This is a genomic window from Pelagibius sp., assembly GCF_028281305.1.
Lineage (GTDB): Bacteria > Pseudomonadota > Alphaproteobacteria > Kiloniellales > Kiloniellaceae > Pelagibius.
Map to the genome: position 1 here is coordinate 18,577 of NZ_JANQKD010000129.1, position 24,335 is coordinate 42,911.

The 24,335-nt window shown below is 66.4% G+C and carries 10 protein-coding genes; 7 read left to right on the forward strand and 3 right to left on the reverse strand.

What is annotated here, in order from left to right:
- Window positions 1-19 precede the first annotated feature (19 nt).
- From Q0982_RS23485 to Q0982_RS23515, 7 genes are all read left to right on the forward strand, one after another.
- Window positions 20-2,116 (forward strand): HD domain-containing phosphohydrolase, encoded by a 2,097-nt coding sequence (locus Q0982_RS23485; RefSeq protein ID WP_299400405.1) that lies wholly within the window; start codon window positions 20-22, stop codon window positions 2,114-2,116.
- 6 nt (window positions 2,117-2,122) lie between these two features.
- Window positions 2,123-3,169 carry a trypsin-like serine protease gene (locus Q0982_RS23490; protein ID WP_299400407.1) on the forward strand — a complete coding sequence of 349 codons (1,047 nt, stop codon included), beginning with the start codon at window positions 2,123-2,125 and terminating at the stop codon, window positions 3,167-3,169.
- A gap of 180 nt (window positions 3,170-3,349) precedes the next feature.
- The gene (locus Q0982_RS23495) at window positions 3,350-3,622 is read left to right on the forward strand and encodes a hypothetical protein (protein ID WP_299400410.1); all 273 of its coding nucleotides are present in this window, start codon (window positions 3,350-3,352) and stop codon (window positions 3,620-3,622) included.
- 323 nt (window positions 3,623-3,945) lie between these two features.
- Window positions 3,946-5,400 (forward strand): glycosyltransferase family 4 protein, encoded by a 1,455-nt coding sequence (locus Q0982_RS23500; protein WP_299400412.1) that lies wholly within the window; start codon window positions 3,946-3,948, stop codon window positions 5,398-5,400.
- 258 nt (window positions 5,401-5,658) lie between these two features.
- On the forward strand, window positions 5,659-6,657 hold the full coding sequence (locus tag Q0982_RS23505) for a glycosyltransferase (RefSeq protein WP_299400414.1): 999 nt from the start codon (window positions 5,659-5,661) through the stop codon (window positions 6,655-6,657).
- A 406-nt stretch (window positions 6,658-7,063) separates the two neighbouring features.
- Entirely contained in the window at window positions 7,064-8,242 is a 1,179-nt protein-coding gene (locus Q0982_RS23510; RefSeq protein WP_299400416.1) for a hypothetical protein, read from the forward strand.
- Window positions 8,243-8,285: 43 nt separating this feature from the next.
- On the forward strand, window positions 8,286-9,479 hold the full coding sequence (locus tag Q0982_RS23515) for a glycosyltransferase (protein WP_299400418.1): 1,194 nt from the start codon (window positions 8,286-8,288) through the stop codon (window positions 9,477-9,479).
- A gap of 66 nt (window positions 9,480-9,545) precedes the next feature.
- Here Q0982_RS23515 and Q0982_RS23520 read toward each other — a convergent pair whose 3' ends face one another.
- The 3 genes from Q0982_RS23520 to Q0982_RS23530 all read right to left on the reverse strand — a co-directional run bounded on the left by Q0982_RS23520 (window position 9,546) and on the right by Q0982_RS23530 (window position 24,265).
- Window positions 9,546-10,235: a hypothetical protein gene (locus Q0982_RS23520; protein WP_299400420.1), complete on the reverse strand. Its 690-nt coding sequence runs from the start codon at window positions 10,233-10,235 to the stop codon at window positions 9,546-9,548.
- 370 nt (window positions 10,236-10,605) lie between these two features.
- Window positions 10,606-15,081 carry a calcium-binding protein gene (locus Q0982_RS23525; RefSeq protein WP_299400422.1) on the reverse strand — a complete coding sequence of 1,492 codons (4,476 nt, stop codon included), beginning with the start codon at window positions 15,079-15,081 and terminating at the stop codon, window positions 10,606-10,608.
- Window positions 15,082-15,502: 421 nt separating this feature from the next.
- Complete coding sequence (locus Q0982_RS23530; protein ID WP_299400424.1) at window positions 15,503-24,265, reverse strand: type I secretion C-terminal target domain-containing protein; 8,763 nt, start codon at window positions 24,263-24,265, stop codon at window positions 15,503-15,505.
- Window positions 24,266-24,335: the final 70 nt, after the last annotated feature.

Consider the following 24,335-nt stretch of genomic DNA (forward strand, 5'->3'; position numbering starts at 1 on the left):
TCTATGAGATAAGCCGTTTATGACGAATTCAGCGCTCGAAACGGCTGACCCGCTGGACTTCCCGGCGCCCGATGCCAGACCGGCACCCCCGGGGCGCTGGCGCATGCTGCTCTGGGGCGGGATCGTGCTGGCGGTTTTCGTGCTGGCGGCCGTCCTGGTGCCCCGGCTGACCATCGAGTCCAAGCGCGAGCAGCTCATCGAACAGGTGACGGAGCGCCTGCAGCTGACCGCCAGCGGCCAAGCCGAGGTGGTTTCCACCTGGCTGCAGGGAACCCGGCGCCTCGCCCAGCCGGTGGTCGAAAGCGAGCTCATCCGGCTCTTCGCGGCAGAGATGGATCTGGCCGACGGGGATATGTCGCGCATGGTTGCCCCGCAGAGCGGCGACGACGGCGGGCTTGGTGTTCCGCTGGTCGAGCAGCTCCCCTTCATCGAGCGGGTCATCAGCGACTTTGCGGCAAACGCCGACTTCCTCGCCGCCTATCTGGTCGGCCGCAACGGCGATGCCTTTGTCGCCTCCAGCGGCGCCGCCAGCTTCGCAGCCGACCAGCGCGCACTGGCTCTGCAGAGCTTCGAGCGCGGCCAGACGGTCTTCGGACCGGCCAGGAGCCTGCCTGCCGGCCTCGTTCTCGACATGGTCATGCCGGTCTTCGCGGCACAGGTGGAGCCGGGCGAAGCGACCCCCGTCGCGGCCCTGGTGCTGGTCGTGCCGCTGACCAACGGCCTGTCGGAGATCCTGGCGGTCGACCCCCTGGCCAGCCCGGGCACCCGGCGGGTGCTCATCCAGTTGAACGACGGTGCTTTGGCGCGGATTGCCCCCGGCGCCGCCGAAGCGGTGAAAGCGGTTTCCCTTGACGGTTTCGACCTGGCCGCCGGCGAGGTGCCCTTTGCGCAGCGCCCTTCCCTCACCAAGCCGATCCAGGTCTATTCGGCGGGCGCCATGGTCTCCGGCCCCACCTGGTGGATCGTCGAAGAACTGGAAGTCACGGTCGCCGAGCGCCCGCTCGCGACCTTCTCCATCGCCGCGGTCCTGGTTGCCGGGCTGGTCGTTCTGGTGGCCGCGGTTGCCTTCGGTGCCTTCTGGTGGCGCCTGTCCAGCCACCACAACGAGGCCCTGGCCCAGCAGTACCGCGCGCTCGCCGGCCGGATCCAGGCGCAGAAGCAGCTCATGGAGAGCATCAACGGGGCAATCTCCGAGCACATCGCCCTGAAAGCGCAGGACGGCACCTATCGCTATGTGAACCCGGCCTTCGCCGCGGCGGTGGGCCGCAGCCAGCAAAGCATGATCGGACTGGACGATGCCGCGGTCTTCGGACGTGGCACCGCCAAGCGCCTGGCTCTGACCGACCAGCGGACCCTCAAAGAGGGCGAGGCGATCACGACGAACGAAGAAATCTACTTCGATTCCGCAAAGCGCTACCTGCAGATCTCAAAGGTTCCGTTCCGCGATGCCGAGGGCACGGCCCAGGGTCTCGTATCGGTGACCCGCGACGTCACGGAACTGGTCGAGCAGCAGCAAAAGAAAGAGCGCGCCATCCAGCAGATGGTGGCCGCGCTGGTGCGTGCGATCGAGCTGCGCGACCCCTATCTCGCCGGACACTCGCGCCGCGTCGCCGACTTCTCGGTGGCGGTCGGCAAGCATCTGGGCTGCGACGAGGACGAACTGACAACGCTGGAGTTGGCGGCCAATCTCTCGCAGATCGGCAAGCTCGCCATCCCGGAAACCCTGCTGACCAAGCCGGCCCGCCTGACGGAAGAGGAGATCCGTCAGATGGAGACGCATGTTCAGCATGCCGTGCAACTGCTTGGCGGGATCGATTTCGAGCTGCCGGTCGTTGAAACCATCGCCCAGATGCACGAGCGCCTCGACGGCAAGGGCTACCCAAAAGGGTTAGCTAGCGAGGCGATCGTTCGAACCGCCCGGATTCTGGGGACTTGCGACGTCTTTTGCGCACGTGTCGAGCCCCGCTCATACCGCGCGGGCCTTGCGCCGGACGCAGTGCTGGATATTCTGCAGGAGAATTCCAGCCGCTACGACCCCACAGTGATTGAGGCGCTGAGACAGGTGACATCGACGATCTCCGGTGAGAAGCTGATCGCCAGCATTGCGGCTGGCTGACCCTTCATGACGAAACCTTTCGCGGACCTGCGGGCCGCCCTCAAGACCCTCGGGTTTGCCATGCTGCTCTGCCTGGCAGCAGGCCAGGGATTCGCGCTCGACGGCAGCATTGCAACCGCCGGACGGGTCGAAATCAACGCCATGGAGTATCCCTGGAGCGCCGTCGGCCGCGTCAACACGGGCGGGCGGGGACACTGTACAGGGTTCCTGGTGAGCGAGCGGCACGTCATCACGGCAGCCCACTGCCTCTTCGATCCCACGGTGGGGCGCTGGCGCGCACCCATCGAGCTGCATTTCATCGCCGGGTACCAGCGCGACCGCTTTATCCTGCATTCCAAGGTCGCCAGCTATCGGCGCGCGGAAACCTTCAACTATGCAGACGGCGCCACCATTCAATCAGCACTGCGCGACTGGGCTATTCTCACCCTGGAGAAGCCGATCGGGCTCAAGGCCGGCTGGCTCGGATTGAAAAAACTGGACAGCCTCATGATGTCGCGGGTCAAGGCCGGCGATGCCTTGCTGGTGCAAGCGGGGTATCGCCGCGACCGCGCCCATGTCATGACCGCGGGCTGGGGCTGCGCCTTCGGCGGCTTCAGCCGCGGCGGACGCCTGATCACGCATGACTGCAATGTCATAAAGGGCGACTCGGGCTCACCGCTCATTCTCTTTGCCGATGGCGGCTTCTACGCCATCGGCCTGCATGTCATCGACCTGCGCTCCGCCCAGGAAGAGCCGCTGGCCGGCGTGCTGTCCTTCAGCCTCTTTCATCCCGACGGCGGGCGGCGCGATGCCGCTTCCGCTCTTTCAAGCACCTCCGCCCGTTGGGCCATGGGCAAGCCGCCCGGCCAGGGCAGCGAGGCCGCAATCGTCCCGCTGCGGACCATCGACAGCCTCTTGGTGAGCCTGGGCTATCTCCCGGTAAGAGAGGCGCAACAGAGCCAGGAGGCACGGGTTCAGGCCCTGAAGCGCTTCCAGAAAGACCGCGGCCTGCCCCGAGACGGACGCGCCTCTTTGGAGGTTCTGGGCAAGCTTCTGCTTGCGGCCGCCCGCTAGGCAGGCTGCCACAAGGGCCCTGGGGTGATGGATCGGAGGGCGCTGGATCGGAGGCCGCAAGCCTGCTATCCACATCATCAGGCGGAAAGCCGTGCCCACCGGGCCGGCGTTCAGGCCGCCGTTCTCTTCGTGCGATTTCACGGCGCGACTTAGTGCGATTGACAGAAGGAAAGCATATTCATGACCGAATTATTCGCTGATGGAACGGGCTCCATCGTCGTTTCCAATGGCGTGGTTCGAATTGAGCTGGTGCAGCTCCGCAGAAAGGACGACAAGGCGGAGCTTGAGTCGCACACCAGTGGTCACCTGCTGATGCCGGTCGGGTCGCTCAAGCAGTTGACCTTGCAGCTTGCGAAGGCACTGGAGCAGATCCAGGCCCGCGTCGCGGAGAAGGACCGGCTCGAGAACCCGCCGAAGGGCGACGATCTGGACGACGCCCTCTCAAACCTCTGACTGTGCTCGCGGACCCCGGTCACAGGGTACGGGCGCCGGGATTTTGCTCCGACGTCCCAGCGAATGGCTCGCCAGAAGAACCCAGCCGGTGTCTGTGAGCCGGCGCAGCCGGCGGCACCCCTGCCCTGCCCGATCTTCTTGTGCAGATCCTGGTGGGGCAGATCCTGGTGGGGCAGATCCTGGTGGGGCAGATCCTGGTGGGACAGACTCGGGCCGTCGCGGCGCCTTTACTCAAAATTGAGCATATTGGCCGAATCTGGCGGGGATCCGTATAGAGAGACCATGCCGCCCCCCAAGACCGGGCAATGGGAAGGCCCAAGACCATGAAATACCTCTTCGTCCATCAGAACATGCCTGGGCAGTACAAGCACATCTGCCAACGGCTCGCTGCCGACAAAGACAACACCGTGGTGTTCATCACGAAGCGTGAAGGCCTGGAGATTCCGAACATCCACAAGGTGCTCTACAAGCCGAACCGCGAGCCCGCTGCCTCCACACATCGCTACATCCAGGAGGCCGAGCGCGGCATTCTCCATGGGCAGGAGGTCGCCCGCAAGGCACTGGAGCTGAAGAGCAAGGGTTTCACACCGGACATCATCATCGGACATCCGGGCTGGGGCGAGACGCTCTATCTGAAGGACGTGTTCCCCAATACGCCGCTCCTCGGGTTCTTCGAGTTCTACTATCATGCCGTTGGCGCCGACGTCGGCTTCGATCCCGAGAACCCGGCAAGCCTGGATACGCACTGCCGCATCCGCACTAAGAACATCATCCAGTTTATGGGCCTCGAGTCCGCCGATGCGGGTATGGCTCCGACCCAGTGGCAGTTCCAGCAGTACCCCAGCGAATTCCAGCACAAGATCTCGGTCATCCACGATGGCATCGACACCGCCGTCTGCAAGCCCAACCCGGACGCCTCGATCGAGATCAAGAATACCGACGGCGAGGTCACGACACTGCGGCAGGGCGAAGAGATCGTCACCTACGTGGTGCGCAACCTGGAACCCTATCGCGGCTTTCCCCAGTTCATGCGCGCCGCCGAGCTGATTCTGAAACGGCGGCCGAAAGCGCGCATCATCATCATCGGCGGTGACGAGGTCAGCTATGGACGGGCGCTGCCCAACGGCGAGACCTATCGGAAGAAGGCACTGGAGGAGGTCGACCTTGACCTCAGTCGGGTGTTCTTCCTGGGCCGGGTCCCCTACTCCACCTACCTGAACGTCATCCAGGTCTCCGGGGTCCACGTCTACCTGACCTTCCCCTTCGTGCTCTCCTGGTCGGTGCTCGAGAGCATGGCCGCCGAGTGCTGTCTGGTGGCCTCGGCGACGCCGCCGGTTCAGGAGGTCATCACCGATGGCAGCAACGGCCTGCTGTTCGATTTCTTCGATCACGAGGCCATCGCCAACCGCGTGGATGAGGTTCTGGATCACAAGGACCGCATGGCGGCGATCCGCAAGAAGGCGCGGGCCACCGTTGTGCAGAACTACGACCTCGAGAAATGCCTGAAGGACCAGCTGAAGCTGATCGAAAACCTGGTGGCGGGCAAGCGCCCTCATCCCGGTGGCAAACCCGGCAAGCCCAGCTTTCGCCTGCCCCCGAAGAGCGGCGGGACAAAGCCAGGAGCCAAGAAGGCTTCGGCCGGCAAGGCGAACGGCAAGTCCAAGACGGCCGCGAAGCCCGGCGGCGCCCGCTCGACAGCCCGCAAGGCAAAGTCCAAAAAGACGCCGGCTGCCAAGACCGCCAAGCCAAAGTCGAGAACGACGAAGTCCGCGCGCTGAAAGGCGCTGTATGACTTGGTGGGCGCGCAAGGGTGAACAGAGCGCGCAATAGTTGAGGTTGCCGGCACAGGCCTCCCGCAGGGAGCTCTTCCGTTGCCTCTTCCCCTTCTTGCATCCGAAATCGCGATGCGATACGCAGATTATGGGCCTGTGAGGCTGTCAAAGCCGCATGGTGCCTTTTGGGCGCGCCTTCGCGATCCGACGGGGACCTGCTGACGGCTTCGACCAACTGACCTTTCGCCGCGAGGTACAGGAACTATGGCCCGTAGAGTGCTCTACTTTCTGGAACGCTATTCCCAGATCTCGGAGACCTATATCGAAAACGAGCTGCGCGCCCTCTCGCCGCAGAACGAGGTCCGTATCGTCTCCACCAAGGTTCCGGACCTGCCCTGCGAGCAGCACTTTCCCTATCAGGTGATCCGCAGCCGTGCCGAGTTGGAGGTCGTCATCGACGAGTTTCAACCGGATATCATTCACGGCCACTACATGACCATGGCGCAGAACATCATGCTTGCTGCGAAGCTTGCCGATGCGCCCTACACAATCCGCGCCCACTCCTTCGACATCCTGGGGCCGATGATCGAGCGTCTTCCTGGCCTCAAGCAGACCGTCAACAACGAGCAGTGCCTGGGTGTCCTGACCTTCCCCTTCACGGTCCCGCTGTTCGAGCGGGCGGGCTACAACCCCTACAAGGTTCACGGCTGTTATCCGGTCGTCAACGTGGAACGCTTCGAAGACCGCGGGGAGAACGGCAAGGCCGTCATGAACGTTGGCGCCTGTCTTCCGAAAAAGGCCATGAGCGGGTACCTCGCCATTGGCGCCAAGGTACCGGACCGGCAATTCAATCTCTATGCCCTCGGGTACAACGTGGGCAACATGCATCAGCACAACGCAGAGCTCGGCAACCCCGTGACCATCGTCGATCCGGTCCAGCCGGAAGCGATGCTGCCCGAGTACAAGAAACACGAATGGCTGCTCTACACCGCTTCGCCGAAACTGAAGACCGTCGGTTGGCCACTGGCGGTGGCAGAAGCCCAAGCTGCCGGTGTCGGGGTCTGCGTGCAGAACATCCGTCCGGACATCAAGGACTACGTGGGCGACTGCGGCTTCGTCTTTGACACTGTCGAAGAGGCAGCAAAGATCGTCTCGCAGCCCTATCCTCAGGAGTTGAGGGAGAAGGGCTTCGAGTTGGCGAAGCGCTCCGACATCAAACGCCACATCCACCTGCTCGAAGACCTCTGGGACCAGGCGGCCTGATCGGGCGTCCCCCGATTGTCGTCGCAGCAGAGGCCAATCAGCTCGCCGGCGCTGGTGATCAGCGCCCCTGACAGTCGTCTGTACGGCCGGATATGCGCGTGCAGGCTGTCCTCTCTTAGCAGCGCGGCCACGGGACGACGGGCCAGGGACCCATCAGGGACGTGGAGCCGGCCCGCACCGCCGTCAGCACACAAAAGCGCTTGTCCATTGCCCCTCTTTAACCCTTGACCCGGTCGCCGCCATCCTGTCCGCATGGCGCGCCGCCGAGGCTTTAACCGGGGCGACCGCGGGCAACGATTGTCACGTCGTTAACCAAAGCTTACTTTTGCCCCGCTAGTCCAAGAGTGGCCGCCCGATTCGGCTGCCGGTCCCAGGATCCTCCCACAGCACCGCGAGAGAGCACAGCGTGGCAAGAGTACTCATCGGTTACGAGCGCGGCGACAATCTCGGCCATTACCGCAGGCTGGTGCCGGTTGCTGAAGCGCTGGCCGCCAAGGGCCATCAGGTGACCCTCTTCTTGCGCAATCCCTACGATTGCAAGGCGCAGATTACCAGGAACCCGCTGCCTTACATCCCGACGCCGGATCTGGTCGCGCCAAACCCGGCAGAGCGAGAGCCCAAACGCATGGGGACCTACAGCGACATCATGGTGTACAGCGGCTTCGGCAAACTGGAGACGCTGTTCGCGGCCACGCTGTCCTGGCGCACGCTTTTCGACCATCTGCGCCCCGACCTTGTCATCTGCGATCACAGCCCGGTCACCTGCTTTGCCGCTTACGGCCGCGTCCCCGTGGTCCAGGTCGGTTCCGGCTTCACGGTACCACCCGCGCAGGACGAGACCTTTCCGCCTTTCCGGGAAAAGAAAAAGGCGATCGTCGACACCGACCATATTGTCTCGGTGATGAACGACGTACAGTCACGCCTCGGCGGGCCAAGGGTGCCCAGCGTGACAGCCCCGCTGCGGACCGCCGGCAGGTTGGTCTGTACCCTGGTTGGGCTGGACCCCTACAAGGACTATCGCGAGGACCCGGTGATCGGCCCGACCGAGGGCCTGCAGTCCCCTCTGCCAATGCCAAAGGCCCCCGCGCTGTTTGTCTATCTGGGGATAGAACACCGGGTTACCCCGAAGTTCCTCGAGGTGCTGAAAGCCTCGAAGCTGCCCGCTGAAGCCTATATCCGCGGCATGACAGAAGAGACCGCCAAGAAGTACATGCGCCCGGGCCTCACCTTCTACAAGACGCCTCAGCCGATCGACAAGATGCTGCGCAAGGCGACGATGACTGTTCATCACGGCGGCAGCGGTATGTGCCTGGCTTCCTGCAGCGCCGGGCGTATTCAATTGGCGCTGCCCATCCACGAGGAAACGCTTCTGAACACAAGGGCCCTGGGTCGCATCGGGGTGGGCCGCATGGCCACCGGGAAAGAGCTCGAAGAGAAGGGCCAGGAAATCCTGAACGAAACCATCGCCGATCCGAAAAAGGCCGAGCGAGCAAAGGCCATTGCCAAAGAGATCAAAGACGTGGGGCCTTTCCGCCCGATGGACCACATCCTTGAGACCTGCCAAAAAGCCTTGGGCGAGAACTAGGCACCGGATGCGGTTTTCCCCTTCCGAAGAGCAGTAGGACAAGATGGCGAAGATCCTCGTCGGATACGAACTGGGGGCAGGGCACGGTCATGTACAACGGCTGATGCCGCTGGTGCGTGCGCTGGAAGCGCGCGGTCACGAAGTCGTCTTCTTCCTGCGCAATATCAAGGAAAACGCCGTTCTGCTGGCGCGTGAGAAGCGTCTGATTCTGCCGGTGCCGGACATGGTCGAGCGCATTGCAGGAGCCCCCAAGCCCGCACGCCTGGGAAGCTATCTCGACATCATGTGTCACTCCGGCTTCTTTCGGCGCCAGAGCCTTCACGCCGGCATGCTTGCCTGGCGCGGCCTGCTGGAGCAGGTGCAGCCGGACCTGGTGATTTGCGACCACAGCCCGATCTGCGTTCTGGCCTGCTTCCAGGAACGGCCCGTCGTCCAGGTGGCCGACGGCTTCACCCTGCCACCGGCACAAGACGACCTCTTTCCGCCCTTTCGCGCGAACCGCAAGCCCTTGGTCGATCCGCGGCACGTGCTGAACGTCATGCGCTACGTCCAGGAGCATAACCGCAGGCCGGTACCGCGGAGCGTGACCGAACCGTTCCGGACCGCCGGGCGAATGGTCTGCACGCTGCCGGAACTTGACCCCTACGCCGCGGAGCGCCAGGACCCGGTGATCGGCCCGGTGGAGGGTTTGCAGCAGCCGCAGCCGATGCCCGACGGATCGCGCTTTTTTGCCTACGTGAGTCTGGAACACAAGAAGACCAAGCCCTTCCTGCGCGGACTGCGTGCCAGCAAGCTGCCGGGGGAGATCTTCGCCCGCGGCATGACCGACGAGGTCGCAGTGTCCCTCGAACGGGAGGGCCTCACGGTGCATCGTGAACCCCAGCCCATGACCGAAGTGATGAAGCGCGCCAGCGTCATCATTCATCACGGCGGCAACGGCACCTGCTGTGCGGCTCTGAGCGCGGGCCGGCCCCAGGTTCTGCTGCCGACCCATATGGAAGCCCGGCTGAGCAGCGACGCTCTGGTCGATCTCGGCGTCGGGCGCCTGCTGCAGGCCAAGGAACTGGACAAGGCCCTGCCGGCCGTGCTCGAAGAGGTGATCGCCGAAAGGCAGATGGCCGAACGCGCCCAGGCCCTGGCCGCCGACATCAAGGCGCGAGGCGCTTACCGGCCGGTGGATCGCGTACTGGAGACCAGCCTCAAGATTCTCGAAGACGCCGCACCAGACCCCGCTTGAACAGAGATCGGGCGCTGCCCGGCAGCGCGCCGCGGCAGCGCTGGTCCGGGATGGCCGTCCGGGAGGTCACGCACCACCGACCGGCTGGCCAGCAGTGCCTCTGGAAAAAACGTTTGGCGCAGGACTGCGGTCGTCATGCAGGACATCAAAGCCCACCGGCAGGACGAGGCCCGCACGCCGCTTGCACGTCACTTGGCGCGGGCTCTTCAGGACGCGCAGGCGGGCAGGTGAGAAATTGGCGGCGAAGGTGTCGATTCCGGTCTCGCTCGGGGTTCCCGCGAGGAATACCAGATTGACGGCGAGTTTCGCCGAGACGTCCGAACCAAGCTCCCAGGGCACCGCACCCGGAAATCGAAACTGGCTCTGAAGCGCACCCTCTGCATCCAAAAATGCGCCGGTCACGATCGCGACCAGTGCACTGCCGACCGCAATCGATTGCTCATAGAGCATCAGAACGCCGCGCGGCGGGATCTCATGGTCGCCGGGGATTGCAAGTGAAATGACCTTTCCGCCCGGGTTCAGAATCTCGACAGTAAGACCCGCGGTGCCAATCGCGGCATCCGATCGATTCTGGAACTGAAGGACGTTCAGGCGCGGCTGATCGGCCAACCCATTGTAGTCTGGGCCGACAAGCACTCCGGGCAGCGTTGGGATCGAGACGCCAAGCCCGATTTCACTGATCATCAGCGCGGTGGGATTGGGCGTGGAACTGTGTTGAGTGGTCGTCCTGACCGAAGGCGGCCGTGCTGCCTGCATCCGGGTACGCTCCAGGGTCCGGCGAGCACCCGAACTCGGCGCCCGCGCCGCGTCTCCCAACGCGTCGTTGAATTGCCCCTGGATCTATGGGTCAGTCGGCTCACCGCCGGCCATGGTTCAACCAAAAAGGAAAGATCTCTGCACCGAGGGCCACACAGAACAGCAGCCTCTGTCCAGCCCCTTCCGTCCGGATTTCACGGATGATCTTTTTCTCTATGAAATCAGATAGTTAAATGCGCCAAACATCGCCTGTGTGGCGGGAACCGGCCCCGGCAAGCGAGGAACTGCAATCTATGCGCGATTGCAGTGCTAGGTAACCTGGTTGCCGGCGAAACGGTCAACGGCCCGAAAGCGCGCTGCTCTGCTGCGCTCAGGTAACCACGATGATCTGGGACGCAGGGTCGTTCACAAGATCCTCGATGGAGGCGACCGCCCCCGTCCCGGCGCCGAGGAAGGTGACCGACGATCCGTTGGTCAGCGAGACCGTCACGTCGTTGCCGGCGCCCGCATCGACAACCGAAGCGATGGAACTCAGCAGATCATCGAGATCGACGTCCGTGTCGCTGTCCTGGTCCGTCACGCCGGAGAAGATCAGTCGGTCGTCGGAACTCGAGAAGTCGGTGACAATGTCGTCCCCTTCGCCTGTCGGATCTTCGGCGCCGCCGAACAGGAAACTGTCGGTGCCTGCGCCGCCGGTCAGCGTATCGTCGCCGAACCCGCCAGCAAGGGTGTCGTCGTCGTCGCCCCCGAGCAGCAGGTCGTCGCCGGAATCGCCGATCAGGACATCGTCGCCCCCATCGCCGTAGATCGTGTCGTCTCCACCCAGAGTATCGTCGCCGGAGGAATCGCCGAACACCGTGTCGCTGCCCCCGCCGCCCCGGATGAGATCGTCGCCGCCTTCCGAAACTTCGGCGACGCCGCCGCCCAAGGCCAGGGCATCGCCGGCGATGAGGTCGTCGCCCGCACCGCCGTCTATGGTGTCGTCGCCACCCCTGGTGACCGACGCGCTACCGCCGTCGCTCAATGCATCTCCGGCGATGCTGTCGCGGGAGCCGCCGCTGCTGATGCTGTCGTTGCCTGCTGCCGGACCGTCGTTCACCACCTCGGCGCTGCCCCCGTCCAGCGCGAGCGCGTCCCCGGAGATGACGTCCTGGCCCTGGGCGCTGACAATGATGTCGCTGCCGGCGAGGGCCGCGACGGCAACCGAGGTGTTCGCGACCCGTGCCGCGGCGCCGCCGCGCGCCAAGGCATCCCCTGCAATGGTGTCGCGCCCGTCACCGGAGACAAGCCGGTCGCTGCCGGCCGCCCCGTCGGCCTGGGCCGTGTTCTCCGCCTCTGCCGAACCGCCCAGGCCGCCCTCGACAAGGGCATCGCCGGCGATCAGGTTGTTGCCGCCCCGGCCGGAGACCAGATCGCTGCCCGCCGTACCGCCGTCCGCTGCATTCACCGCGTTGGCCGTTGTTGTGCCGGCAGGCGCAAGAGCCATGGCATCGCCCGAAAGAACGTCCGCCGCGCCGTCACCGGTGATGGTGTCATCGCCCGCCGAACCGCCGTCGGAGGCGTCGGAGGTCGCCGTGGCGCTGGCCGTCTCGCCGCCGCGCGCAAGCGCGTCGCCCGCAATGCTGTCGAATCCGTCCAGGCCGCGGATGCTGTCGTCTCCAGCCGCCGAGCCGTCGCCTTCGGCGCGGTTGGCGCCGTAAGCCGTCGCTTCCGCTGAAGAGAACGCCAGGGATCCGCCGGATACCAGATCGGCACCCGACCCGACGAGGATCGTATTGCCGCCCGCAACGCCACCAAGCGCTGTGTTTTCACCCTCCGCCGAAGCAGTGCCCTGGGCTGTGACTGCCAAGACGTCGCCGGCTACCGTATCGGCGCCGGCCCCTCCGCTGATGGTGTCGGCTCCGGCGCTGCCGCCCTCTTCGCCCGTGTTGGCCACAGTGCCGGAAGCCCCTTCCGATCCACTCGCAAGGACGTCGCCGGCCGTGCGGTCTCCCCCGCCACCGTCGGAGATACGATCGTTACCGGCACGCGCCTCAGCGCCGACTGCTGCATTGACAGCATCTGCAACGCCGAAGGGCGCCATCCCGAGCGAGTCGCCCGCAATGACGTCCCGCCCGGCCCCGCTGCTGATGGTGTCGCTGCCGGCGCTTCCCTCGCTGGCCTGATTCGACGCCAGGCGGCTGCCAACGAAGCGGGTCGCGTCCATTCCCGCGAAGTCACCGGAGATCTTGTTGTTGCCGTCACCACCTCGGATCAGGTCGCTGCCGGCTGTTCCGCCGTCTTCCGACAGATTTTCCGTCACGCTATCGAAGCTGGGGCCGCGAAAGGACAGCAGCTCGCCAACAAGCGTGTCGTTGCCTTCGGTCGCGGTGATGGTGTCGTTACCGGCCGCTGCTGTCGCTCCCACCGCCTCGTTGGTGGTCGCCGCACCAGTGATGCGGCCACCGCTTTGAATGCCCTCGCCGGCGATGACGTTGTAACCGCTGTTGCCTTCCAGGCTGTCATTCCCTGCAGCACCGTCAGTTGCCCGGTTCACCACTGTCAAGGAGTTCGAATCACCACCCGCCGACGAGAAGGCTTCGCCGGCAATCACGTCGCGGGCGCCCAGGCCGCGGATCGTATCGCTGCCGACCTGACCAGCCTGGTCGGCTGAGTTCTCGACGATGGCCGTTGCATTGCCGCTGCGGACATCGGCGAGTGCCTCGCCGGCAATGGTATCGAAGCCATCAAAGCCAACGATGACGTCGTTGCCGGTGGGCGTTCCCGGTCCCTCGTCATCACTATTGAGGACCGATGCGCCAATCAGCCCAACCTCCGCCGCAGCCAGGGCTTCACCGGCAATCCGGTCGTCGCCAAGACCGCCGTCTATAGTGTCGTCTCCCCCTCCGTTGCGCTGCGTGGCCGACACTGACACTCCATCGTCCGGATCCGGGCGCCCCAGCGCATCGCCGGCAATAAAGTCAGCCTCCGTGTCGCGCCCAATGCCGGGGTCGAAGTCGTCGTCGACGCCGCCGATTGGCGCAACATAGCCGAACAGCCGGTCGTTGCCCGTGCCGCCGTCGAGTGAATCCTGCCCGGCACCGCCGATCAGATAGTCTCCGCCGGAGCCGCCGAACAGCGCGTCTGCGCCGGCGTCGCCGCTGAGGAAGTCGTTGTGGTCTTGCGCATCCAAAGCGCTGCCAACCTCAGCCGCCGCCTTCTGCTGGTCCGTCAGATCCTGAGTGCCGCCATAGAGGGTGTCGTCGCCGGCGGCACCGAACAGAAAATCGGGCCCAGCACCGCCCTCCAGCAAGGCGCCACCGGCCGCGGCGGCCAGGACCGTCTGTCCGGCCAAGGGGTTCGGATTGGCTTGGCCGGGGTTGAGGTCGTCGCGCAGTGGGTCGGCCGGATTGGGGTCCCGGGTGGCGCCTTCGCTGCCGTCCAGGGTATTCAGCGCGCCGTCGGTCGGGATCGTGTTTGTGGTCCAGTCGGCCTCGCTGTCGCTGTCGATGGGCGCTCCCGAAGCCGGGTCCCGCTCGTCGAAAACCCTCGAGAAGACCTGGTGGTCGCCGGTGAAGCGGCCGCTAAAGGTGTCGAGAGAAAGGTCCAGATTGTCCGGAACCAGCGTGTTCGGCGTCCAGACCGGAGCCGTCAACACGCCGAGTTCGGCGGTCGTGAGGTTCGCCGCGAAGGTGTCCAGTGCATCGCCATCGCCGGAGACGAGATTCACCGCGATGGGTGCAGCGGTATCGTCGCCGAGCAGCCAGGACGCCGCATCGGCAATCTCGAACCCGTCCACCACGACACCGGAGGCATCGAAGACGCGGCCGATCACGGTGGCGTCACCGCCCTCGCCCGCCGCAGCGTCCTGATAGAGCCCCAGGAAACCACCGGCGGGAATGGTCACGCCATCGGGCAGATCCAACGTCACGACCGCGCCGGCAGGATTGAGGATCTCCAGCGTCGTCTCGAATGTCTGAGTATCCGCCTCCGTATTGTTGAAGAGCTCCACGAAGTCGTAGAGCATCGCGACATCGGCGAGGATCACCGGCGCGGGCCCGCCCCCGGTGCTGTCGTCATCGGGCAGCGCCGGAATGTCGAGCGCGGCAGAGACGCCCACCTCGTTGATCAGGAGGGTTGGCGGTACCCCGATGACGTCCGGACCGACCTCTGCGCCGGCAAGCAGCAGAGTCTCTTCGTCGACAATGTCGACCTCGGGGATTACCGGGACATCGGGCTCCGCTGCGGTGGCGCCGATCACGCCCTGGCCCAGCAGGAGGTCGATGATGGTTCCGAGGTTGTCATCATAGGCCGAGGCGCCGGACCCCTGTGCGCCCGGACCGGCCGCCACCACCAGATCCAGGTCCGGATCGTTGAGGGCGAGCGCCTGTCCGTAAATCAACTGGCCGGCCAGGGTCTGACCGCCGATCTGAAAGCTCGGCCCGCCCCCCTGGCCGATTGCATCGGCAAAGTCGCTGAAAACGATGCGCCCGCCGCCATCCTGGCCGAAATCGAGGATCAGGTCGCGGCCCTGGGTGCTGACCCGTGCGGCCGTCGGGTCGAACTCGACGATGTAACTGGCGCCGGGACGGGCCGGTATGGAGATCACCTGGCCAGCGCCGGGTTCGGTCAGAACCTCGGCGGCCCCCGCCTGGCCGAGAACGATAACGGACCCCTGCCCGCCCAGGCTTTCCACAGCAGCCGCCGGCTCTGCGGAAAGCGCCACTTCAGCCGGCAGAGACATCGGCTCTGTAGACAGAACAATCGGCGGCACGCTGTCGGTCCCCGGCGTGGTGCCCCCTTTGCTGCCCCCTTCGGCGGCCAGACCGTCGCCCAGGCCCTCGGGTCGCGGCTCCTGTACATCCATGGTCCCATCTCCCATCGCCAAGACCTCGTCTGCGGCGGGTCGGGACAGGTTCAATGGCGCCGCGCCGCGCCCTCCCCAAGAGCGCTTCGCACCGAAGCTGACCGCACCGCTGACGCGAAAATCTCGGGCCGGCTGGGCGAAAAATCGAGAGACCTATCTGGGGCAATTAAAGGGATATGTGTGTGTTCGCCCGAGTATTCGCCCATGGCTTGCATGGCAGCATCAGCCTTCCGCTTCAAAGGCGATGGCACCGAAGCAGAGCGATACCAGAAGGCGAACGCCTCGGGCTTGCGGGCAATCGCCTGAGGGGACCCTGCCCGAATCGGACGCGCGGCACCGTCTCGGAGGGCGGGAGCCAGCAAAGAAAAGGGCCCGGCGGTTTCCCGCCGGGCCCTGTAAAGGCTGTTTGGAGCTTGGTTTCTTACTCGACCACGAGGTTCCCGCTGCCGAGCAGACTGTCGATGATGTCGGCGTCGGATCCGCCCAGCGCCGTCAGGTCGACACCCTGGACCACAATCTCTGTGGTCTCCGTGCCTGCTCCACTGCCGTCAATATCAACCGTGATGGTCGTATCGCCGCCCGCGAAAGCGAAGCTCAGGTAGTCGTCCAGGTCGTTCCCATCCGGACCCGCAGGCAGGCCGGTCAGGAGATCCGAGAGATCCATCACGTCACCCTCGCCGAGGTCGAAGTCGGTGATGGTGTCGACATCGCCATTAACATCGGCTGCCGCTCCGTCGAAGACGAAGGTGTCGGCACCGCTGCCGCCGGTCATGGTGTCGTCACCGAGACCGCCGTTGATGACGTCGTCGCCGCCGTTGCCGGTGACCTCGCTCGAGTCGCCGAAGATGACGTCGTTGCCGGCACCGCCGAGCAGCGTGTCGTCGCCGCCGATCAGATCGATCTCCTCGTCCGATCCCTCGCCGAGCGCCAGCACGTCACCGGAGATGGTGTCGTCACCGTCCTCGCCGTCGATGTAGTCGTCGCCGCCGAACTTGACCGCAGCCAGGCCGCCGATCGACAGAGCGTCACCAGCGATGATGTCGTCGCCGCCGCCGGCCATGATGGTGTCATCACTGGCCTTGCTGTCGGCGAAGAGCGCCGTGTCGACGTCCCGCTGGGCGGTGGCGTCGCCGCCGCCGGTGGCCATCGCGTCACCCGAGATCAGGTCGTTGCCGTCACCCGAGATGATGAGATCGCTGCCGACGATGGCCACGGCTGCCGCGGCTGCCGCGTTGTTGTTGACCACCGCGTTGGCATCCTTGCCCGTCGCCAGGGCATCACCGGCAATGACATGGCCATAGTCGCCCGCCGTGATGGTGTCGTTGCCGGCCCGCTGGGTTCCGAAGTCGTCACTCAGCTCCTCGGCATCGTTCACCGCCAGGGCATCGGCGTTGTCGCCGGTGGTCAGAGCGTCACCGGAGATCAGGGAGCCGAAGAACTCCAGGCTCTCGCCCAGGCCGCCTTCGCCGCCGTCACCGCCTTCGCCTCCGTCACCACCATCTCCGCCTTCGCCACCGTCACCACCGTGACCGCCTTCGCCGCCATCGGCGGTGGCGCCCACCGGCGGCACGACAGGCTGCGGAATGTCGATCACGAAGGGATCGCCGTTCGGGTTGCCGTCACCGACCGTGATCTTGTCGTTGCCGGCGCTGGCGCCGTCGCCGCGGGCGGTGTTCAGCGCCTGGGCCACGAAAGCCACCGGCGCATCCACCGTCACATCGGCAATCGACATGGCATCACCGGAGACCACATGCTGGCCGTCGCCAGCGTAGATGGTGTCGTCGCCCGCCTTCGCCGTGGCCGTCGGGCCAAGCTCCGGATTGAGCGGCGCCTCCACGACCGCATCGTTGCGGGCGATCGCAAAGTCGTTCTCCGCCGCCGTCAGGGCGTCACCGGCAATGGTGTCGTTGCTCGGGGCTTCGACCGGGATGCAGGGGGCACAGGGCCCACAGATCGCGAACTGGTTGCCGCCGAAGATCAGATCGTTGCCGGCCCGGGCCTCCGCATCCGGGTTTGAGTCGGAGGTCACGGTCGCGAGGTTCTCGTTGATCGCATCCTCGCCCGCCACGTTGGTGGTCATGGTGCCGCCGGAGATCAGATCGTTGCCGTCACCGCCGGCAATGGTGTCGTCACCCGCAGTGGCCTTACCGCTCTTGGAGGCGGTTGCCGTGTTGAAGGTGTTGGCACCATCGTCCACGTCCTCGCCGACCCCGGTCGCCAGGGCGTCACCGGCGATGACATCGTCCACCGGATCTGGACCGGCGATCTTATCGATCGGCGCATTCCCCGTGGTTTCGGTACCGAAGCCGGCATCCGGGCCGCCCTGGTTCTCGAAGACCTTGAAGACCACGCCGTCCGGCACCTGGCCGATGTTGATTACAGCCGTCGAGTTGGCCGGAATGGTTACCTCGAACTCGTAGACCCCCGCCGGCGATGTCGACGTCAGCCACCAGGTCACCTCGCCGCCCGTGTCATTGGAGATCCGCATGAAGCCGTCGCCGTCCATGGAACGACCGGACCAGGTGTGATCGCTCTTGCCGAGGTCGCCCGGCACGATCACGTACTCGCCCGGATCATCCAGGTTCTCATCGACCGGGACGTGGATCGGCGGCTGGCCGGAGAAGCTGACGTAGACAGCCTCGATCAGCTCAGGCTCCGGTGCATCACCGTCGTCGACGATGAGGTCGTTGCCGGCCCGCGCGGTGGCGGTGTCGGTGGCCTCGGCGGTGTTCTCCGCCAGGGCCTCGCCGTAGTCGCCCGAGGCCAGAGCGTCACCGGAGAGGGTGTCGCTGCCGTCGCCCGCGTCGATGGTGTCGTCACCGGCAACGGCCGTGCCGTTGCCCGTCGCCGTCGCGATGTTGACCGTATGGGCCAGGGCATCCTCGCCGGTCGCCAGGGTTCCGCCGGAGGCCAGGTCGGCCCCGTCGGAGTCGGTGACGATGTAGTCGCTGCCGGCTTCGGCGAAACCGCCCTCGCTGGCCGTGGCCGTGTTGTTGGCCAGTGCCGTCGAGCCATCGCCAGCCGCCAGGGCGTCACCGGCCACGCTGTCATCGCCGTCGGAGGCGTAGATGTCATCACTACCGGCTGAAGCGTAGGCATCATTGCCCTCGCCGCCATCGGCCTTGGCCTCGTTGTTGGCCGTGGCGTCGCCGCCGTCGACCGCCGAGGTCATGGCATCACCCGCAATGAGGTCGTTGCCTTCGGCCCCGTCGATGTAGTCGTTGCCGGCCTCGCCGTAGGCCGAAGCCCCGAAGCCCAGGCCCAGCGCCATGGCCATCGCCATCGCCGTGTTGTTGGCGGTCGCCACACCGTTGCGGTTGGTGGCCAGGGCATCGCCCGCGATCACATCGTCGCCCCAGAAGAACTGGGCATCGTCAGCGAGGATGGTGTCGTTGCCGGCCGTGGCTTCCACGAAGGAGAAGCCGTACTCACCCGGCGTCGCGGTCGCCTTGGCGACGTTGTTGTTCTCCGCCGTGGCACCCTCGCCGGCCGCAAGCGCGCCGCCGGAGATGGTGTCGTCGCCGGCCCCGGTGACGATGAAGTCGTTGCCGGCCCCGGCGCCGCTGAAGGCGAAGCCGAAGTCGATGCCCTCACCGCCGTCGCTGGGCACACCCGAAGCCGTACCGCTGGCCTCGGCGGTGTTGTTCACCGTGGCGTCTCCGCCGGCCTCGTCGGAGGTCATGGCGTCACCGGCGATGAGGTTGCCGTTGACGAACACAGGCCCGCCTTCGCCGCCGTCACCACCGCCTTCGCCACCGTCGGCGGCCAGCACAATCGGGAAGCCCGACTCGCTGACGATGACGTCGTTGCCGGCCGTCGCCATGGCGCTGCCTTCGCCACCCTCGACCGCGACATCGGCCGTGGCCTTGTTGTTGGCCTCGGCCACACCGGCCACGCCGGAGGCCAGGGCGTCACCGGAGATGGTGTCGTTGCCCTCACCGCCTTCGATACCGGCGATCTCGTCGAGGAACTCGCCCAGGATGTTGCCGTACTCGCCGTAGCCGCCGACCCCAAAGAGCCCGCCGGCCGGCGCGCCGATGCCGTCGTCGCCGGCCGAAGCCGCCGCGAAGCCACCGGTGATGGAGACCTCGGCCGTGTTGTTGGCCGTGGCCTTGGCCGCGACGTCGTCGCCGCCTTCCACCGTCTCGGCATCGCCGGTCGCCAGCGCATCGCCGGCCACGAGGTTGTTGCCGTCGAAGAAGCCTTCGCCGCCTTCGTAACCGCCCTCGTAGTCGATGACATCGCCACCGGCCACCGCGACGTTGATGCCGTACTCGGCCCCACCCATCACAGAGGCGTGGTTGTTGTTGGTGGCCGTCTCGCCGTCGCCCGTGGTGAGCGTGCCGCCGGAGATGGTGTCGTTGCCGTCGCCGGCAAAGATCAGGTCGCTGCCTGCGATCGCCACCGTGGCAAAGGCCGGTGCCGTCGGATCGATGACCGCCGTATTGGTGGTCTCCGCCGTGCCGTCCTCGCCCAGCGCCATCGCGTCACCGGCGATCAGATCGCCCGCAGCGCCGCCTTCACCGCCATCACCGTGGCCCTCACCGCCATCAGCGAATGCCTGCGCACCCTCACCGCCGTCGGCACCAGCGTTTCCGCTGATGATGACGTCGTTGCCGGCCGCGGCCAGGCTGCCGAAGGAGCCCTCGCCGCCGTCGGAGCCGATCACCTCGGCGGTGTTGTTGGTGGTGGCATCCGCATCGGCACCCGCCGCCAGCGAGCCGCCGGAGATGGTGTCGCTGGCATCGCCGGTGACGATGATGTCGTTGCCCGCCAGGGCGATACCGACACCGCCATCGATCATGTTGATGGTTGCCCTGTTGTCGACGTTGGCGTTGCCGCCCGCGCCGTTGGACGAGAGGGCATCGCCGGCCACCAGGTCGCCACCGTCGCCGTCGGCCTCGTAGCCGCCGCCGTAGATGACGTCGTTGCCGGCCAGCGCGACCGCCGGATTGAGCTCGTCGACCAGGCCTTCGATGAAGCCGCCGAAGCCCTCTCCGCCGTCACCGAGATCCAGGAAGTCGATGTCGCCGTCGCCGGTGCCGTTGACCGTGGCCGTATTCTTGGCCTCGGCGGTGCCGCCGACACCGGTGGCCAGCGCGTCACCGGAGAGGGTGTCGTCGCCGTCCTCGCGGTTGTACATCAGGTCGTTGCCGGCCAGGGCTGCGCCGACCGCGCCTTCCACGCCGCCTTCACCGCCGTCCGTACCGACCGTGGCATCGCTGTGGGCGATGGCCGAACCGTTCTCACCGGTCGCCAGGGCTTCACCGGCCATGGTGTTGGAGCCCTCGTCGCCGCGCATCAGGTCGTTGCCGGCAAGGGCCAGACCGGCCCCTTCGCCGCCTTCGGAGTCCACCAGGGCGGTGTTCGTCGCCTTGGCTTCACCGTCCGTGCCTTGCGCCAGCGCTTCACCGGCCGCCACATCGTCGCCGTAACCGAGGACCATGTAGTCGTTGCCGGAGAGGGCCATCGCCAGGCCGAAGTCGCCCTGGGTCGCCGTGGCGTCGTTCTCGGCCACCGCGTCGTTGCCTTCGCCGCCATCGCCCATCAGCGCGTCGCCGGACACCGTGTCGCCTACGTCCTCGCCACCCAGGTCGTCATTGCCGCTGACGATGTAGTCGTTGCCGGCAGAGGCGATGCCGAGACCGTAGTCGCCGGCGGTCGCCATGGCGTCGTTGTCCGCCTTGGCCACCAGGCCGTCACCCGTCGGTGCGACAACCAGGGCCTCACCGGCGATCACGTCGGCGTCGACACCCGTGCGGATCTCGTCGTCACCGGCATAGGCCTCGCCGCCGTCGGCCGTTGCATCGGCCGTGTTGGTCAGCGTGGCGTTGCCGTCAGTGCTGTAGGCACCGCCGGAGACCGTGTTCTCACCGTCGCGCGCAAAGATCTCGTCGTTGCCGGCGTAGGAAGCCCCCAGCCCGCCGGTCGTGGTGGCGGTGTTGCTGGCCGTGGTGTCGCCGTCGGCCAGGGCCTCGCCCGCGATCCGGTCGTCGTCGTCACCGGTGTCAATGACGTCGTCACCGGAATGGGCCTCGCCCAAGCCCGCCGTGGCATCGTTGGACAGGGTCACCGTGCCGCCGGCACCCGTCGCCGCCGCGTCGCCGGCCACGGTGTTCTTGCCGCCGGCATCGAGATTGGTACCGGCATTGATGGTATCGCTGCCCGCCGAAGCGAAGGAGCTGGCCGAGGAGGTGTTCACTGCAACCACGGTGCCGTAGTCGCCGGTCGACAGCGCATCACCGGAGATGGTGTCGTCGCCGTCCTCCGCCGAGATTTCGTCGTCGCCCGCCGTGGCCGTGGCCCCGCCGGTCGCCGTGGCATTGTTGTTGGAGTCGGCGATGCCGTAAGCGCCGGTGGCCAGGGATTCGCCCGCCACCGTGTTGGCACCGTCGCCGGCCTCGATGGTGTCGTCACCGGACTCCGCCTTGGAACCAGCGTCAGCGGCGGTCGCCGTGTTGGTGGTGGCCGCCGTTACGGCCCCCGCCATCGCCAGCGCCACACCAGCCGCCAATGCACCGCCCGAGATGGTGTCCTTGCCTTCGCCCGCCTCGATCCGATCGCTGCCGGCTTCGGCATCGCCATAGTCGGTGGCATTCGACTTGTTGAGGACCGTCGCGTTGCCACCGGCGGTGTTGGTGCTGCCGGCGTCGCCGGCCACCATGTTGTCCCCGCCACCGACGGTCACGCGATCGGCGCCCGCATCGGCATCGGCCTCGAAGTCCTCGAGCCCGCCGGCCGCCGTGGCGTCGTTGGTAACGGAAGCGGTGCTGCCGCCGCCACCACTGGCCAGAGCATCACCGGCCACTGTGTCGTTGCCGTCGCCGGCCTCGATCGTGTCCTTGCCCGCATCGGTTCCGGTCGAGTTGCCGAAGTCGTCAAGGTCACTGGCGGTGTTCAGCACCGTCGCCGTGGCGGCCGAACCAAGCGCAGCCGAGTCGCCCGCGAGCAGATTGTCGCCTCCGCCCGCCTCGATCCTGTCATCCCCGACGTCGGCGTTGTTGCTGACCCCCGCCTTGGTCGCCGTGGTGTTTGCCGTGTTTGTGGTGGAGGCCGTGGCTCCATCGCCGGCCGTCAATGCATCGCCGGCGATAGTGTCCTTGCCGTCACCAGCCTCGATGGTGTCAAAGCCAGCATCGACATCGTCGGCGTCCGTACCCGTCCCCGTGTTGACGACCGTGGCATTGCCGCCGCCAACGTTCGACACCAGCGCATCACCGGCTACCAGGTTGTCGCCCCCGGCGGCTACGATCGAGTCATTGCCGACATTCACGTCGCCGTCGTCACCGGCGATTGCCGTGTTGGTTGTCGTCGCCGTCGCGCCGGCCGCCGTGGTGGCTGCACCACCGGAGATGGTGTCGCTGCCGTCCGAGCTTCTGATGGTGTCGTTACCCGCATCAGCATCAGACCCGGAGCCAACGGCGTCGCCGTAGTTCAGCACCGTGGCGTTGCCGCCCAGGCTGCCAGCGTCGCCAGCGATGAGGTCGCCGGTGGAGCCCGCCGTGGCGTCGATATCGTCCCTGCCGGCATCGGCATCGCTGCCTGTCGAGAACGCCTTGTTGTTGGCAACAGCATTGCCGCCGGCGCCGGTTGCCAGGGCGTCACCCGCAACGCTGTCGGCACCGTCACCGATGTCGATATCGTCGTTGCCCGCGCCGGCCGTACCGGTCGAGCCCACCGTCGCCGTGTTGTCGGCCTGGGCCGTGGCCCCGGCACCGGCCGCCAGCGCACCGCCGGAGATGGTGTCGTTGCCGTCGCCCGCGGTGATGCTGTCATTACCGGCCGTTGCCGTGCCCGTGTTGCCATCGGCAACCTCTGCGGTGTTGGTCACCGTCGCGTTGCCGCCGGCCACATCCGTGGTTGCGGCATCGCCGGCCACCACGTCGCCCAGGGCATCGGCGTCGGTCACGATCTTGTCGTTGCCCGCCTGAGCCTCGCCGTCGCTTTCGACCTTCGCCTTGTTCTCCGCGCTCGCCGTGCTGTTCGCGCCGGTTGCCAGAGCGTCGCCGGCAACCACATCCGCGCCAGTGCCGCTGTTGATGTCGTCATTGCCGGCCTGGGCCTTGCCGCTGAAGGCATTGCCGAAGCGCGCCAGGGCGTCGTTGACGATCCCGGCCACCGCCGCGACGCCGGCCGCCAGCGCACCGCCGGAGACAACGTCGTTGCTGTTGCCGCTGCGGATCCGGTCGTTGCCGGCCTTGGACTGGCCACCGCCGATGATCGCGGTGTTGTTCACCGTGGCCATGGCACCGTCGCCGAAAGCGGCTGCGTCGCCGCCGACCTCGTCGGCACCCGACTGGGTGATGAGGTTGTCACCACCCGCCGTGCCGCCGGCCTGAGCCATATTGTTGGCCGTGGCCACCGCGCCGGTCGGCGCAGCCGCCAGCGCATCGCCGGCCACCTTGTCGGCGCCGCCGCCGGAGCGGATCTCGTCGCCACCGGCGACCGAACCGCCGCCAAGGGCGTCGTTGGTGGTGGTGGCGTTTGCGCCGGTCACACCGCTGGCAAGAGCACCACCCGAAAGCGTATCGCTGCCGGAGCCTGTGGTGATCTTGTCGTTGCCCGCGGCACCGCCGTCATCCGCATCGTTCTTCACCACCGCGTCGGCCACGCCGCCGGAACTCTCGCCCGCGTCGCCGGCGAAGAGATTGCCGCCGTCACCCGCGGTGATGGTGTCGTCGCCCGCCTTGGAGCCGCCACCGGCCGCGGTGTTGTTCGCGGTGGCGGTGGAGCCGCCGACGGTTTCCACCGTCCAGGCGTTGCCGCCGCCCTCGTTGGCGCCGCCGCCGGCGTTGATCACGTTGTTGCCGACAACACCGCCGGCTGCGGCGTTGTTGTTTGCGGTTGCAGAAACGTTGTCGCCGATGGCCAGCGCATCACCTGCGGTGGTGTCGTTGCCGTCGCCCACGTTGATGTCGTCGTTGCCGGCCGAGGTGCCTGCACCGGTGGCATCGTTGTTGGCAATCGCCGTCGCCGTGCCGCCGGCACCCGTGGCCTGCGCCAAGGAGTCGCCGGAAACCCAGTTGTCGCCTGCGCCGCCATCGATGTCGTCGTTGCCGGCCGAACCGGAGTCGCCGGCATCGTTGTCGGTGAAGGCCAGGGCAGACTCCACGCCCTTGGCCAGCGAGCCGCCGGCCACGGTGTCGTTGTCGTCGCCGGTGGTGATGTCGTCGTCACCGGCCACCGCACCGTCGCCGTAGGCATCGTTGTAGGTGAAGGCCTCGGCGCCATCGGCCTGTGCCAGCGAATCGCCG

What these genes read in the sequence shown, in the direction of transcription:
- Q0982_RS23485 (WP_299400405.1), top strand. Translation starts at nt 20, where the DNA reads ATGACGAATTCAGCGCTCGAAACGGCTGACCCGCTGGACTTCCCGGCG.
- Q0982_RS23490 (WP_299400407.1), top strand. Translation starts at nt 2,123, where the DNA reads ATGACGAAACCTTTCGCGGACCTGCGGGCCGCCCTCAAGACCCTCGGG.
- Q0982_RS23495 (WP_299400410.1), top strand. Translation starts at nt 3,350, where the DNA reads ATGACCGAATTATTCGCTGATGGAACGGGCTCCATCGTCGTTTCCAAT.
- Q0982_RS23500 (WP_299400412.1), top strand. Translation starts at nt 3,946, where the DNA reads ATGAAATACCTCTTCGTCCATCAGAACATGCCTGGGCAGTACAAGCAC.
- Q0982_RS23505 (WP_299400414.1), top strand. Translation starts at nt 5,659, where the DNA reads ATGGCCCGTAGAGTGCTCTACTTTCTGGAACGCTATTCCCAGATCTCG.
- Q0982_RS23515 (WP_299400418.1), top strand. Translation starts at nt 8,286, where the DNA reads ATGGCGAAGATCCTCGTCGGATACGAACTGGGGGCAGGGCACGGTCAT.
- Q0982_RS23520 (WP_299400420.1), bottom strand. Translation starts at nt 10,235, where the DNA reads ATGCAGGCAGCACGGCCGCCTTCGGTCAGGACGACCACTCAACACAGT.
- Q0982_RS23525 (WP_299400422.1), bottom strand. Translation starts at nt 15,081, where the DNA reads ATGGATGTACAGGAGCCGCGACCCGAGGGCCTGGGCGACGGTCTGGCC.